Raw genomic sequence first — 13,988 nt, 5'->3', positions numbered from 1 at the left:
AAAAGGATGAACCTATTTTCATAGATCCACCCTCTTTGTCCGAATCAATATAAACTTAGCTATTTACTACTTCTTATTCACCATATGAATCGCATGCCCAAGGATCCCTTCAGCCGCTTCCATAAAGGTTTCAGGAAGAGTTGGATGTGCATGGATTGTCAGTGCGATATCCTCTGCATTCGCACCCATTTCAATCGCAAATACTGCCTCAGAAATCAAGGAAGATGCTTCTGGCCCGACGATTTGTACCCCTAGTAGTTGCTTCGTTTCTTTCTCTGCTACCACTTGGACAAATCCATCTGCATTTTCCATCGAAAGAGCACGACCATTTGCCGCAAATGCAAAACGACTTGTTACCACTTCGTATCCTTCTTCTTTTGCTTGTTCTTCAGTGAGACCTGTGTAAGCAATCTCTGGATCACTAAAGATAACAAATGGCATCGCTTGATAATCGATTACGCTATTCATCCCTGCTAATACCTCAGCAGCAATTTTTCCTTCATAGCTTGCTTTATGTGCGAGTAGTGCGCCGCCAGCACAATCACCGATTGCATATACACCAGACACGTTTGTCTTACACTGTTTATCAATTTTAATAAAGCCGCGCTCATCTAGCTCAGCACCTACGTTTTCCAAGCCGATTTCTTCGGTATTTGGCTTTCTACCTACTGATACCAACGCATAGTCTGCCACAAACGATTTCTCTTCGCCTTTAACAGTCGCACGAACGGTTACTTCATCTCCGTTCACTTCGCCACCTTGTACCATCGCTTCTGTTATGATGGTTACGCCTAGCTTTTTCAGCTTGCGAGTAACCATTTTAGTAAGAGTTGCCTCTGTACCGGGAAGCAAAGATTTGGTTCCTTCGAGAATGGTTACTTCTGCACCTAGTTTCGCATAAGCAGTTCCAAGTTCTAGACCAATATAGCCACCACCGACTACGATGAGTTTCTTCGGAACTTCTTGCAGATTTAGCGCTTCTGTACTGGACAAGATCCGTTTGCCATCAAAAGGAAGAATTTTTAGCTCAGCTGGACGTGAGCCGGTTGCGATGATGACATCGTTATATTTGAAGGATTGGCTAGAGTCGTCTGTCATAACGCGTAGTGAATGAGGCCCTGTAAAATAGACTTCACCTTTGGCTACTTCAATTTTATTTCCTTTTAGAAGCTGACTTACGCCGCCAGTCAACTTTTTCACTACTCCGTTTTTCCATTCGATCAACTTCGGCATGTTTACTGTTACATCGCCTGAAACTTCGATTCCAACATGGCTCGCCTCACGAATGTGCATGAGACGCTCAGATGCGCTAATGATTGCCTTAGAAGGAATACATCCACGATTGAGACATACGCCCCCTACTTCGTCCTTATCCACGATAACAACACTTTTGCCGAGTTGTGCGGCACGAATGGCAGCCACATAACCACCAGGGCCAGCACCAACTACGACAACATCCACTTCTTGTGCTAGATCTCCTACTACCATGTGATCACATCTCCATCATTAAAAGTTTTGGACTGCTAAGCAACTTCTTTAGTTTACTGATGAAACGCGCTGCTAGATCTCCATCGATGAGGCGGTGGTCGAAGCTAACAGAGACATGCATCATCGAACGAATAACGATCTCTCCATCTACAACTACTGGCTTCTGCTCGATAGATCCTACACCCAAGATAGCTACTTCAGGATGGTTGATAATAGGCGTAAAGCTTTGTCCACCCAGATTACCTAAGCTCGAAATGCTGAATGTCGAACCTTTTAACTCATCTGCTGTCAATTTCATTTCGCGAGCGCGACCTGCTTTATCCGTCACTTCTTGAGCAAGTTGGAAGATCGACTTACGATCTGCATCGCGAAGAACAGGAACCATCAATCCATTATCTGTCGCTGCCGCCATTCCGATGTGATAGTACTTTTTCACCACGATCTCTTCCGCCGCATCATCAATCGAAGCGTTTAGCATCGGGAACTCCTTCAACGCAGATACTACCGCTTTCATGATAAATGGTAGGTAGGTAAGTTTTACATTTGCTTTCGCCGCTTCATCTTTGGCCCATGTACGAAGCTCGATTAATTCTGTTACGTCGATTTCGTCCATAATGGTAACGTGTGGTGCTGTATGCTTCGACTCCACCATTCTCTTGGCGATCGTACGACGAATACCACGTAATGGCATACGCTCTTCTGTACCGTGACTCTCCAATGGTGCTTTCGGTGCTTTCGGTGCTGGAGTAGCTGGTGCTGAGGTAGCTTGAGGCGTCTCTTCTACCGACTCTGTAGCTGGTAGCGCTTCTGTTGGCAAGACAACTTCTTCCGTTGTGCCTCCCGTAGCAAATGCCTTTACATCCTCTGCTAATACACGACCATTTTTACCTGTACCTTTGACGCGAGTTAAGTCTACCCCCATATCTCTAGCCATCTTACGAACAGAAGGCATCGCTTTTACATTGATATGAGAGGTTCCTTCCTCGTAAGCGGCTGTAGTAGATGGCTGTGCTGGTAGTGCATCTTTTGCCACTTCTTCTGCTGGTACCTCTTCTACTGGGGATGCTTCTTCGGCTCCCTCTACCGCCGCAACTTCACCTTCTGCATCAATCACCGCTATAACGGAGTGAACGATCGCGATTTGACCCTCTTCTACTTTTAATTCTTTCACAACACCTGTTACAGGAGAAGGGATTTCAACAACAGCTTTATCTGTCTGGATCTCAGCAAACGGCTCAAACTCTTCAATCTTATCACCAGGCTTTACAAACAACTTAACGACTTCACCCTCGTGAATTCCTTCCCCTACGTCTGGCAACTGAAATTGGTATAATGCCATGGACTTGTTTCCTCCTTAACGATTTCTACGAAAATGAACCATCCGGCAAGTGTTTTACTCACAGGATGGGTTCCATCAGTCTAATTAGAAATTGCAAACTTCTTCGATTGCATTTACAATGCGTTTTGGATTCGGGATCCACTCGTCTTCAACCAGTGGATGACCTAACGGAGTATCAAAGCCAGTCACTCTCTTCACAGGTGCATCAAGTGAGAGGAGCGCGTTTTCATTAATCACCGAAATTAATTCCGGAGCTACACCGGCTGTTCGTTGTGCCTCTTGCACGACAATCGCACGATGTGTTTTCTCAACAGAAGAAACAATCGTTTCTACATCAAGAGGGCTAAGGGTACGTAGATCGACTACTTCTACTTTTTTATTTAACTCTTTTTCAGCGATTTCAGCCGCTTTCATAGAAGTATGAACCATCGCACCATATGTGAAAATCGTTACGTCTGTACCTTCACGTACAACATTTGCCTTTCCGATTGGCACGGTGTATTCGTCTTCTGGCACTTCGCCCTTCAGAGAGAAATATAGTTTCAAATGTTCAAGGAAAAACACAGGATCATTATCTTTAATCGAGGATAATAGTAGTCCTTTTGCATCGTATGGATTTGAAGGGCATACCACTTTGATACCAGGGGTCTGGATTAAGAGACCTTCTAAGCTATCACTATGAAGTTCAGGAGATTTCACACCACCGCCAAATGGCGCTCGGAACGTTACTGGATTGCTATAACGCCCTCCAGAACGGAAACGCATACGTGGCGCCTGCACCATAATGGAATCAAGTGCTTCAAAGATAAAGCCGATAAATTGCATCTCTGCAATGGGACGAAATCCTTGTACACCTAATCCTACTGCTAAACCACCAATTCCGGACTCAGCAAGGGGAGTATCCATTACCCGATCTACTCCAAACTTAGCTTGAAGTCCGTCTGTCGCACGGAATACACCACCGTTTTTACCCACGTCTTCTCCGAAAATCATCACGTTTGGATCTTTTTCGAGTGCGATTCGCATTGCATCGTTGATCGCTTTTACCATCGTCATTGTTGCCATGGATTATTTCCCCTCCTTCGCCAAATACTCTTGTTTCTGTTTTTCTAAATGAGCTGGCGTTGTTTCATATACAGTATCAATCAAGTTCGGAATCGTCATCTTCTCATATTGATCTGCTTTCTTAATTGCCTCTGCTACAGCTGCTTTCGTTTCTTCAATCACTTTATTTTCATCTTCTTCTGTCCAAAGATTTTTGCTCTCTAGATACTTACGGAAACGAATAAGTGGTTCGTTCTCCTCATAACCAGGCGATTCATCTTTAATCCGATAACGAGTTGGGTCATCCCCAGACATTGAGTGAGGCCCAAGACGATAACAAAGGGTCTCGATCAAAGTAGGTTCTCCGTTTAGAGCACGCTCTCTCGCATCTTTCACTGCTGCATATACTGCAAGAACGTCCATTCCGTCCACTTGAACACTGCGAATCCCAGCCGCTAGGCCTTTTTGAGCAATGGTTTTCGCAACGGTTTGTTTCGATACCGGAGTTGAAATCGCATAGCGGTTATTCTGAACAATAAATACTGCCGGAAGTTTAAATACACCAGCAAAGTTCATCGCTTCATAGAAGTCACCTTGTGAACTTCCACCATCACCGGTATACGTGATTGCAATACGCTTCTCGCCACGTCGCTTAAATGCCATGGCCACACCAGAAGTTTGGACATACTGTGCACCAATGATGATTTGTGGCATTAAAACGTTTACATCTTCCGGAATCTGTCCACCGTGTTGGTGACCTCGTGACCAAAGGAATCCTTGGTACATCGGATAACCATGAAAGTGAAGTTGTGGAATATCACGGTATCCAGGTAGGATAAAGTCTTCTTTTTCAAGTGCAAACTGGCTTCCGATCATAGAAGCTTCTTGTCCAGATACTGGAGCATAGAAGCCTAAACGCCCTTGACGTGCTAGACCCACTGCACGTTGATCCCAGACACGTGTATATACCATACGGCGCATTAATTCACGTAATTGATCATCGCTTAATTCAGGAAGATTCGCTTCGTTTACCTTTCCATCTGGAGAAAGCACTTGAAACGCTTGCATTTCTTGAATTTGCAATTCAGCCTCTGCAAGACCGCCTCCACTTTTCGTGGTTTTTGCCATTTGTATCACCTCATAGTTTCTTTGTAGCACTGTTATAGTAAAATGGTTATTCTGTAGTATAACAGATGTTAAATTACCTATAATGAGTCTGTATTCAGTACACTTTTGTATGTACTACAATTATTTATAAACCAATAATACACCAAGTAAAAGGATTGTCAATGAATCCATTTATGGTTATCTTTTGCTGGAAATTGGTTTCTCATGAGTAAATCGGGAGATTTATACGTAGATGCGACCCTATCAGTGGATAATCTTTCCTGTTAGTCTATTTTTATACGATTTTTCTATGGTAATCCTGCTTCGCTAGAGCTACTCAACATCCCTACATAGATCATGTATAATAAACTCGTAGAAAAGAGGTAGAAAAATCATGACTCAATCAATAGAACATAATCAGCTTGCTCCTCTGATGTGGGGAGAAAAGCGTTACCATACTTGGAATTCTCATTTAAGACAAGTGCATGGACAGAAGATTTTTAAGGTGGCTTTAGACGGTGGATTTACCTGTCCAAACCGGGATGGAGAGATCACTACAGGGGGCTGTACATTTTGTAGTGCACGTGGATCAGGGGATTTCGCTGGGAACCGCAGAGACGACCTAGTAAAGCAATTTCAAGATGTAAAGAAAAAGATGCACGATAAATGGCCTGATGCGAAGTATATCGGCTATTTTCAAGCCTTTAGTAACACATATGCACCTGTTGGAGAGCTACGTGAGATGTACGAGATCGTCCTCGAACAAGAGGGAGTCGTGGGCCTCTCCATCGCAACCCGTCCGGACTGTCTGCCCGATGACGTAGTCGAATATCTCGCAGAACTAAATCAACGCACCTATCTCTGGGTAGAACTGGGACTGCAAACGATGCACGAAAAGACAGCAGATATCATTAATCGCGCTCATGACTTCCAATGCTTCCTAGATGGTGTAGAAAAACTGCGCAAACACGGTATTCGGACCTGTGTACATATCATTCATGGCCTACCGGGAGAAACACGCGAAATGATGCTACAAACAGTTGAAGCTTGTGCGAAGATGGATGTCCAAGGGATCAAAATCCACTTATTACACCTTCTACGCAATACCCCCATGATGAAGCAATACGAACAAGGGTTAATCCAGTTCATGTCAATGGAAGATTATGTACAACTGGTTGTGGATTCGTTGGAAATTCTTCCTCCTGATATCTCCATTCATCGCATCACGGGCGACGGACCACCTGATCAATTGATCGGACCTATGTGGAGCATGAAGAAATGGGAGGTGCTAAACGAGATCGATGCTGAACTAGCCCGTCGTGATACGTGGCAAGGAAAGTACGCTAAGCCTCGTTTGGCCAAATCATGATGAAGACCTTGTCCACCTTACAAAGTGCCAAATACCATGTCAAGCGGGCCCTTCAAGAGCATTCTCATCCAACCGTGGTCGATGCTACATTAGGTAATGGTTATGACACACTCTTTCTTGCCAAAGAAGTCGGCACGCAAGGCAAAGTTTTCGGCTTTGACATCCAGTCGCTCGCTATCAAAAAAACAACTCAACGTCTCCAGCAAGAAGGGTTTCTCGAACGAGTCACCCTTTTCCATGTGGGGCACGAATACTGGGAAGCCTTTATTCCACATGGTTATAAAAATCAAATTAACGCGGTCATGTTTAACTTGGGCTATTTGCCCCACGGCGATGAAACCATCATTACCAGCCCTGAAACAACCCTTCAAGCCATGGAGCACGCTTGTCAGTGGCTCGCGCCTAGAGGTGTTATCACCATCGCCCTCTATGTTGGGCATGAGGGTGGACAAAATGAAGCAAACCACGTAGTCAACTTTGCTTCCCAATTACCATCGAACCAGTTTCAAGTTACATGGACACAGACGCTAAATCGAACCCATGCACCCTCTTTAGTTGTGATTGAAAAGAGGAAATGAATTGATCACCCTAATGCACGAGTTTAATAGGGTGATCCAGAATAAAAATATAGAATATAAATATCTTTCTTAATTTTTCATAAAAAGATATAATAGATTTAGTGGATGATTTATCATCAAACAGTGAAGGATAGGTGGCCACCGTATGGGAACCAAACTAATTTCTTATATTATGTTAGACGGAAATGCTAGGGAAGCGATTGATTTCTATCAAAAAGCCCTAGATGCCGAGCTATACGGAATCCAAACCTTTGGAGAAATGCCGGAAAATCCAGAGTTTACTATGCCAGAAGCAGCAAAAGAGCTTGTTTCTCATGCAATGATTAAGGTCGGTGATTCAGAGCTTATGTTCTCCGACGCGTTTCCAGGTCACTCCCCTGAACGAGGAAACCAAGTCCAAATCTGTATCTCTTCCGCAGATGTTGCCCAATCGCAGAAATTTTTCGATGCCTTGAAGGAAGGCGGCACCGTCATCATGCCGCTAGCCGAAACATTTTTTAGCCCTGCTTACGGAATGGTTACAGATAAATTCGGAGTCACCTTTCAGCTTTATACCGAAGGAAAAGAAGAATGCTAGAGCTCTGATCCACCCATCTCTTAAAGAGTTCGAATCACATGCAACATACATGTGTCTAATCTAGTTCCTTTCGCATGCCGCTAAGCATTGTTGATGAGTTTAGTTAGAGGAAAAGGAGAGTCTACTCGATACTTGCTATACAATCTTACTTAATAGACTCTCTGGACCTCTAGTGCAAATGAAATAGCTTATCAACAGTCTTCACCAACCCTTAATCCCCACTCTTCCCTTCATCCATCTTCTTCACCACTTTGGTTACCATCTTCCGCGGCATAAACTGCACCGAACGAGCCAGCAAACGATTCTTCACTCCCGGAATAATCAACGGCTTGTCCTGTTCGTCTAAAAAGCGACGGAAAGCAAATTCTGCGATGTTTTGTGCGCTCATCGGAACTTCACTCAGCCATGTTGGAACTTCTTCACGTGCACTCCACTTAACTTGAGATAGCTCAGGACCCGCACATAACGTATTTACTCTCACTCCATAATCCTTCATCTCATTATCAAGCGCTTGGCCAAATGCAAGGATAAAGGCATTGGTTGCATGAAACACAGCTAATCTCGGGCGTGGTTGAAAAGCGGCTGTAGAGGCTACTTGCAAGATTCGACCGTATCGTCTCCCTGCCATTTGTTTTATAAATAGTTTTGTTATCGCAGTAAAAGTAGCAATATGAACTTGAATCATTTCCAGCTCTTGAGCAAGCTCCGTCTCTAAAAAGGAACCAGATAACTGAAAATCAGCATAGTTAATCATCAGATGAATCGGTTTTTGACGTTCCATCGTCCATTCATAAATTTGCTTGGCTGCATCAGGGCTGGATAAATTTTGTGAAAATGTTTCAATATGCACCTTATATTTCTTCATCCATTCCGATGAGGTCCGTTTTAACTCAGATGAGTCTGTATCTACTAAAACAAGATCATAGCCGTTCATGGCAAATAATCGCCCAAGCTCGTATCCGATTCCGGATGTCGCACAGGTAATTAGCACGGTTTCTCTCTTTTTCTCCCTCAATCTCGTACACCTCGTCCCGTCTATCTTTCTTCCTATTATTATACTCATTCCAAACAAAAACACCTCCCAGAAGACTAGGAGATGTTTTGCGTTATCCCAATAATCATGAGACAACTATCTGTTTTTCTTTTGCTTTGCAGTAAGCGCAGAAAGGCGCTCTTCACTGCTCTTCATCCACTTTTTCATCATGTCCTCAAAATTCTCAGGGCTTTTCGCACGACCACCACGGCGATCTCCTCCCCCACGACGTTCGCGAGGAGGGCGTTGCTCTTCTTGAAGGGCTTTGATGGAAAGAGAGATCTTACCAGCGGGATCAATAGAAAGGACTTTCACTTTCACAGTTGCTCCCACTTGAAGTTCATCTTCAACTTTCTCAACATATTTGCTGGAAACTTGAGAAATATGAACAAGTCCGGTTTCCCCAGATTCTAGTTTAATGAAGGCTCCAAAGGGTTTAGTCGAAATAACTTCTCCAGATACGATGGCCCCTTCTTTTAATTCACTCATTGTAACACTCCCGCAATGAAATTCATTCTGTACGAACATATCATTATTTTAAGCCTTTGTCAACGCTACAACCACACGGAATAGAATGATTACGAAATTTATATCAATATAGAATTATGCCAATAGAAGCGAAATGGAAATTAATGTTCCATCCTATCCCTATATATGTTATACTTTTTACCAAAGTGTTATAACATATATATAAATTCATTTATATAATATAGACAATAAATCAAAAAGGTGGATGGAATGAGCATGACGATTCGTTCGATTACATCAAATCATTGTGAGCTTCGTGGAAAACTTCATCTAAATTTACCAGTAGCAGAATTAGTAGAACAAGCACTTAATAGAAAGGAAGCTATTTTATCTTCCAATGGGGCCTTAGTCGCAACCACAGGGGAATTTACGGGGCGTTCTCCTAAAGACAAGTATATAGTAGATGAAGATTGTGTAAGCGATTCCATCGATTGGGGATCTGTCAACCAAGCACTCGAACCAGAAATATTCCATAGGATTTACAAGCGTGTTCAAGACTACTTAAAAGAGAAAGAACTCTTTATTTTTGATGGTTTTGCTGGTGCAGATTCCACGTATCAACTTCCAATTCGTGTTATTAATGAATATGCTTGGCATAACTTATTTGTGCATCAATTATTCATTCGTCCAACAAAGCAAGAACTACATACTCACAAACCAGAATTTACCGTCATCTGCGTGCCTAACTTTGTCGTTAATCCTGAAATAGATGGAGTTCGCTCTAAAACATTGATTGCCCTTAGCTTTGAACAAAAAGTGGTCATCATTGCTGGCACGCAGTATGCTGGGGAAATGAAAAAATCCATCTTTAGTGTGATGAATTATCTCCTTCCCGCACAAGGTGTGATGCCAATGCACTGTTCTGCAAACGTAGGGGATGATCAGGATGTCGCCTTATTTTTTGGCCTATCTGGCACGGGAAAAACAACTTTGTCTGCAGATCCGAAGCGCCGGTTAATTGGGGATGATGAACACGGTTGGACAGACCAAGGAGTTTTCAACTTTGAAGGTGGCTGTTATGCAAAGTGTATAGGTCTGAGTCAGGAAAAAGAACCACAAATTTGGCAAGCGATCCGTTTTGGTTCCGTATTGGAAAATGTTTTATTAGATTCCAAAAGAACTCCCGATTATGATGATTCTACTCTGACTGAAAACACACGTGCCGCCTATCCAATCGATTCGATACCTGGGGCCGTTATTCCAAGTGTAGCAGGGCATCCAAATGTCATTTTATTCTTAACCGCCGATGCCTTTGGCGTACTACCTCCTATTTCTAAGTTAAACAAAGAGCAAGCCATGTATCACTTTTTATCAGGTTATACAAGCAAGCTAGCAGGTACAGAGCGCGGTGTAACGGAACCTGAGGCTACTTTCTCCACTTGCTTTGGCGCACCCTTTTTACCACGTCCTGCACATATTTACGCTGAGTTACTAGGTGAGAAAATCGAGAAGCATAAAGCACAAGTTTTTCTCGTTAATACAGGCTGGTCGGGTGGCGCTTATGGCGTAGGGAAGCGAATGAATCTTACGTATACACGCGCGATGGTGACCGCAGCGATAAACGGTACCCTATCCAATGTTGATTATATAACCGAAGAGGTGTTTGGCCTCTCCATTCCAACAACATGCCCAGACGTTCCAAGTGATATCTTGAACCCCCTAACAACATGGGCAAATCCTACAGAATATGATAAAACAGCAAAGGATCTAGCAAGTCTTTTCCATCAAAACTTTACTAAGTTCTCAGGTGTAGCAGATAACATTCGATCTGCTGGCCCACGAAATAAATAGAGATGATTCATATTCCATACACTAGAACCTGACAGTACCTTTGTCAGGTTTTTTATGTTACCATCGTACGGATGAGATAATTTGATAAATGTAAAATGGATCGTTACTATGGAAAGGAATCGACACAGCTATGAATCGACCGGTATTAATTGGTGTCGCAGGAGGCACTGGTTCAGGTAAGACCACTGTTGCGCGAAAACTCGTAGAGGAATTTTCTGATTCGGTTTTGTTAATGGAGCAAGATTCCTATTATGCAGACCAAGCTCACCTGACCATGGAAGAGCGAATCAAGATTAATTACGATCATCCGTTAGCTTTTGATAATAACCTACTGGTCGAACACTTACAGCAATTGATGAATTATCAATCTGTCCAGATGCCAATCTATGATTATGCTGCATTCACTCGTTCTAACGCCAACAAACAAGTCGAACCCAAACACGTTATTATTGTCGAGGGAATCCTGATTCTGGAGGATAAGAGCCTGCGAGATCTCCTCGATATTAAAGTATTCGTCGATACCGATGCCGATGTACGCATTTTACGTCGCATCGAGCGTGATACAAAAGAACGCGGCCGTACGTTAGAATCTGTTATTCAACAATACCTACAAGTGGTTCGTCCCATGCATATGCAATTTGTCGAACCAAGTAAACGATATGCTGATATTATCTTGCCTGAAGGCGGGAGAAATGTAGTAGCTCTTAATCTCTTAATGAATCAAATTCGCATGTATCTACAAGAATTGGATCCCTGTATCCATTCTAACACCTAACTTCGAAGGAGATATCCAAAATGTCCACCGTAATCGAGTCAACATCTATTCAAACGATACGCGATCAACTACTAAAACATCCCATCTACGAAGCAATGACGTCTCCAGACAGAGTCCGTATTTTTATGAAACACCATGTATTTGCGGTATGGGATTTTATGAGTCTAGCCAAACGATTGCAGAACTCACTCACCACTACTACATTACCATGGGTTCCCAGTCCAAATGCACATTATGCTCGCTTTATCAATGAAATCGTTTTGGGAGAAGAGACGGATGAGGATGGACAAGGGGGATATGCTAGTCATTTCGAGTTATATGTAGAGGCCATGAAAGAAGTTCAAGCCGATACTACATGGATGGAATCGTATCTTCAAGATCTTGAAGCAGGGAAAGATCCGATTGATACTTTGCAAAACCGTTCTCTTCCATCCACAATTGTTCAATTTGTAACATACAGCTTAAACTTGGCATTTTCGGCACAGTCGCACGAGGTCACCTCCGCCTTTTTCTTTGGACGTGAAGACCTCATACCAGAGATGTTTACCCAGCTCCTTTCTGAACTAGACAATCACAACCAGTCCACAGAGCGTATTCGTTACTATCTCAATCGCCATATCGAACTAGATGGAGATACACACGGCCCTCTAGCTGAAAAACTTCTCAACTCTCTTTGCGGATCTGATCCAGAGAAATGGAAGCAAGCTGAGCAAGTAGCTCTCCGCTCCCTACAGTTACGTAGCCAACTCTGGGATGGCGTGTTAGCCGAGATTGAAGAAAAAGGATTATAAGCATACGAAACACCTTTGACTCCGCAGAATCAAAGGTGTTTTTATCTAAACGGTCCCCCATTAGCAACTATTCTCTTTTGATATTTCCAAATTTCGTAGTTTTTCGCTTAGTACCTTGAGACGGATTTTTAGGAGGTCTGCCCAATCGTAATCTGGTTTACAGATACGTAACAGATCCAATGCAAGGTCGATTTGTTCTCGTAAGATCGATTCTTGATTGTCATCCTCCTCAAAGCTAAAGCTATATTCTTTCCATTTCTTCAACATTTTGTGGTCAATACGATCGTAGAGGGTGGTTTCTTTGACGCGATCTTCGATAGCATACTCTACTACCAACTCAAATTGTTCTTTCACAGCAGGATGAACGTGTCTCTTCTGGCAGACAGGACAATAGAGAACCGGCACTTGATGAACCGAAACCTGTTTTCGTACAATCGTTCCGATTTTGCCAATCATACTTGCACCGCAGCAGTAGATCATGCAATTCCCTCCTCTACCTCTCTGTGATAGTTTGATTCATCAAAACATTTGGAATAAGAGAGTAGTGGATATATTCCCACGTCGTAGAAAATTTAAACCTATTTTAGAGAACTTTTTTCGTATATTTATGCAACAGGAAAATGAAAAATAACCCCAGTAGCGTATACCGGGGCTCCTTCTATCACTCTATCGTCGGCCATTATTGGATTGATTCTTTATACTGCTTGTCTGAAAGAAGCTCTTTTAATTGATCTGTGTTTTCAAGCTCAACTACAATCATCCAACCGTCTTCATAAGGTGCATCATTTACGTTTTCTGGGGATTCTTCAAGAGAGCTATTTACTTCTACGATGGTTCCATTTACAGGTGCATAAAGTTCCGAAACAGTTTTCACAGACTCTACACTGCCGAACGGTTGGCCTGCTTCGATTTTGTCGCCCACTTCTGGAAGTTCAACAAATACGATATCTCCCAATTCGGATTGAGCAAAGTCCGTAATGCCTACGCGTACTTTGTTATCAGATTCAGTTTTTACCCATTCATGTTCTTCTGTGTAGCGCAATTCTTTTGGTAAATTCATGCAGGAACCCTCCAGAGGATTAAGATTGTTTTTCTTTTTCTTCGTTTAAGACACGTTCCAGTGGTTTTTTAAGCAAGGTGAGAGCTTTTTCACCAGCAGAGCGATGACGTAACACCCCTGTAGAATCGAACAAGTAGAATGCAGGTACAAACTCATTTTCAAACGCATCCACTACCTTGTGTTCGTTATCAATCGCTTGCGGATGTTGCAAACCATATTTTTCAATGGTTGCCTTTACCTCATCGATATTGGTATCTTTTTCAGAGCGCGGCATGTGAACCCCTACAAATTCGAGTTCTGGGGTCCCTTCCCGCATTTTCTTTAATTCTGGAAAGCTCTCTTTGCATAGGTAACAACTAATGGACCAAAAATGAACTAAAACGGGCTTACCTTTTAACGCCTCTTTATCAGTTTCACTATTCACCCATTCTGTTACTCCTACTAACTCTGGCATTTCGGTACGTAGACGCATAGCCATGGGAAAACCCTCCTTTATAATATCGTAATT

The 13,988-nt window shown here is 42.9% G+C and carries 15 protein-coding genes; 6 read left to right on the top strand and 9 right to left on the bottom strand.

Annotated elements, in window-relative coordinates; translation table 11 throughout:
• Positions 1-66: 66 nt before the first annotated feature.
• The 4 genes from lpdA to pdhA all read right to left on the bottom strand — a co-directional run bounded on the left by lpdA (position 67) and on the right by pdhA (position 4,999).
• Positions 67-1,488 (bottom strand): dihydrolipoyl dehydrogenase, encoded by a 1,422-nt coding sequence (lpdA, locus tag BLU58_RS02650; RefSeq protein WP_093290686.1) that lies wholly within the window; start codon positions 1,486-1,488, stop codon positions 67-69.
• 4 nt (positions 1,489-1,492) lie between these two features.
• The gene (locus BLU58_RS02645) at positions 1,493-2,827 is read right to left on the bottom strand and encodes a dihydrolipoamide acetyltransferase family protein (RefSeq protein WP_093290685.1); all 1,335 of its coding nucleotides are present in this window, start codon (positions 2,825-2,827) and stop codon (positions 1,493-1,495) included.
• 84 nt (positions 2,828-2,911) lie between these two features.
• Positions 2,912-3,892, bottom strand: coding sequence for an alpha-ketoacid dehydrogenase subunit beta (locus tag BLU58_RS02640; protein WP_093290684.1), 981 nt, complete (start codon positions 3,890-3,892; stop codon positions 2,912-2,914).
• A gap of 3 nt (positions 3,893-3,895) precedes the next feature.
• Positions 3,896-4,999 carry a pyruvate dehydrogenase (acetyl-transferring) E1 component subunit alpha gene (gene pdhA, locus BLU58_RS02635; protein WP_093290683.1) on the bottom strand — a complete coding sequence of 368 codons (1,104 nt, stop codon included), beginning with the start codon at positions 4,997-4,999 and terminating at the stop codon, positions 3,896-3,898.
• Between the two features lie 373 nt (positions 5,000-5,372).
• Between pdhA and BLU58_RS02630 the strand changes: the two genes are divergently transcribed.
• From BLU58_RS02630 to BLU58_RS02620, 3 genes are all read left to right on the top strand, one after another.
• Entirely contained in the window at positions 5,373-6,347 is a 975-nt protein-coding gene (locus tag BLU58_RS02630; protein WP_093290682.1) for a tRNA modification radical SAM protein MnmL/YtqA, read from the top strand.
• Entirely contained in the window at positions 6,344-6,925 is a 582-nt protein-coding gene (locus BLU58_RS02625) for a tRNA 5-(aminomethyl)-2-thiouridylate-methyltransferase MnmM (RefSeq protein ID WP_093290681.1), read from the top strand. The genes BLU58_RS02630 and BLU58_RS02625 overlap by 4 nt, the downstream gene beginning before the upstream one ends.
• 145 nt (positions 6,926-7,070) lie before the next feature.
• Complete coding sequence (locus BLU58_RS02620) at positions 7,071-7,502, top strand: VOC family protein (RefSeq protein ID WP_093290680.1); 432 nt, start codon at positions 7,071-7,073, stop codon at positions 7,500-7,502.
• 211 nt (positions 7,503-7,713) lie between these two features.
• Here the strand turns inward: BLU58_RS02620 and BLU58_RS02615 are convergent, their stop codons facing one another.
• On the bottom strand, positions 7,714-8,565 hold the full coding sequence (locus BLU58_RS02615; RefSeq protein WP_143123671.1) for an SDR family NAD(P)-dependent oxidoreductase: 852 nt from the start codon (positions 8,563-8,565) through the stop codon (positions 7,714-7,716).
• A gap of 66 nt (positions 8,566-8,631) precedes the next feature.
• Positions 8,632-9,024: a S1 RNA-binding domain-containing protein gene (locus BLU58_RS02610; RefSeq protein WP_093290678.1), complete on the bottom strand. Its 393-nt coding sequence runs from the start codon at positions 9,022-9,024 to the stop codon at positions 8,632-8,634.
• A 255-nt stretch (positions 9,025-9,279) separates the two neighbouring features.
• Here BLU58_RS02610 and pckA point away from each other — a divergent pair, with 255 nt between their 5' ends.
• The 3 genes from pckA to BLU58_RS02595 all read left to right on the top strand — a co-directional run bounded on the left by pckA (position 9,280) and on the right by BLU58_RS02595 (position 12,420).
• Positions 9,280-10,854: a phosphoenolpyruvate carboxykinase (ATP) gene (gene pckA / locus BLU58_RS02605; protein WP_255404566.1), complete on the top strand. Its 1,575-nt coding sequence runs from the start codon at positions 9,280-9,282 to the stop codon at positions 10,852-10,854.
• Between the two features lie 130 nt (positions 10,855-10,984).
• Entirely contained in the window at positions 10,985-11,629 is a 645-nt protein-coding gene (udk, locus tag BLU58_RS02600; protein WP_093290676.1) for a uridine kinase, read from the top strand.
• A 20-nt stretch (positions 11,630-11,649) separates the two neighbouring features.
• Entirely contained in the window at positions 11,650-12,420 is a 771-nt protein-coding gene (locus BLU58_RS02595; RefSeq protein WP_093290675.1) for a DUF3050 domain-containing protein, read from the top strand.
• A gap of 60 nt (positions 12,421-12,480) precedes the next feature.
• On the opposite strand, the gene BLU58_RS02590 is transcribed toward BLU58_RS02595, so the two are convergent.
• From BLU58_RS02590 to BLU58_RS02580, 3 genes are all read right to left on the bottom strand, one after another.
• Positions 12,481-12,900: a hypothetical protein gene (locus tag BLU58_RS02590; RefSeq protein WP_093290674.1), complete on the bottom strand. Its 420-nt coding sequence runs from the start codon at positions 12,898-12,900 to the stop codon at positions 12,481-12,483.
• A gap of 199 nt (positions 12,901-13,099) precedes the next feature.
• Positions 13,100-13,480 carry a glycine cleavage system protein GcvH gene (gene gcvH / locus BLU58_RS02585; RefSeq protein ID WP_093290673.1) on the bottom strand — a complete coding sequence of 127 codons (381 nt, stop codon included), beginning with the start codon at positions 13,478-13,480 and terminating at the stop codon, positions 13,100-13,102.
• A gap of 19 nt (positions 13,481-13,499) precedes the next feature.
• The gene (locus BLU58_RS02580; RefSeq protein WP_093290721.1) at positions 13,500-13,952 is read right to left on the bottom strand and encodes a redoxin domain-containing protein; all 453 of its coding nucleotides are present in this window, start codon (positions 13,950-13,952) and stop codon (positions 13,500-13,502) included.
• Positions 13,953-13,988: the final 36 nt, after the last annotated feature.

It is taken from the genome of Thermoactinomyces sp. DSM 45892 (genome assembly GCF_900107305.1).
Lineage (GTDB): Bacteria > Bacillota > Bacilli > Thermoactinomycetales > Thermoactinomycetaceae > Baia.
The sequence above is the reverse complement of the archived record's forward strand: the minus strand, read 5'-3'. Positions and strand labels throughout refer to the sequence as shown.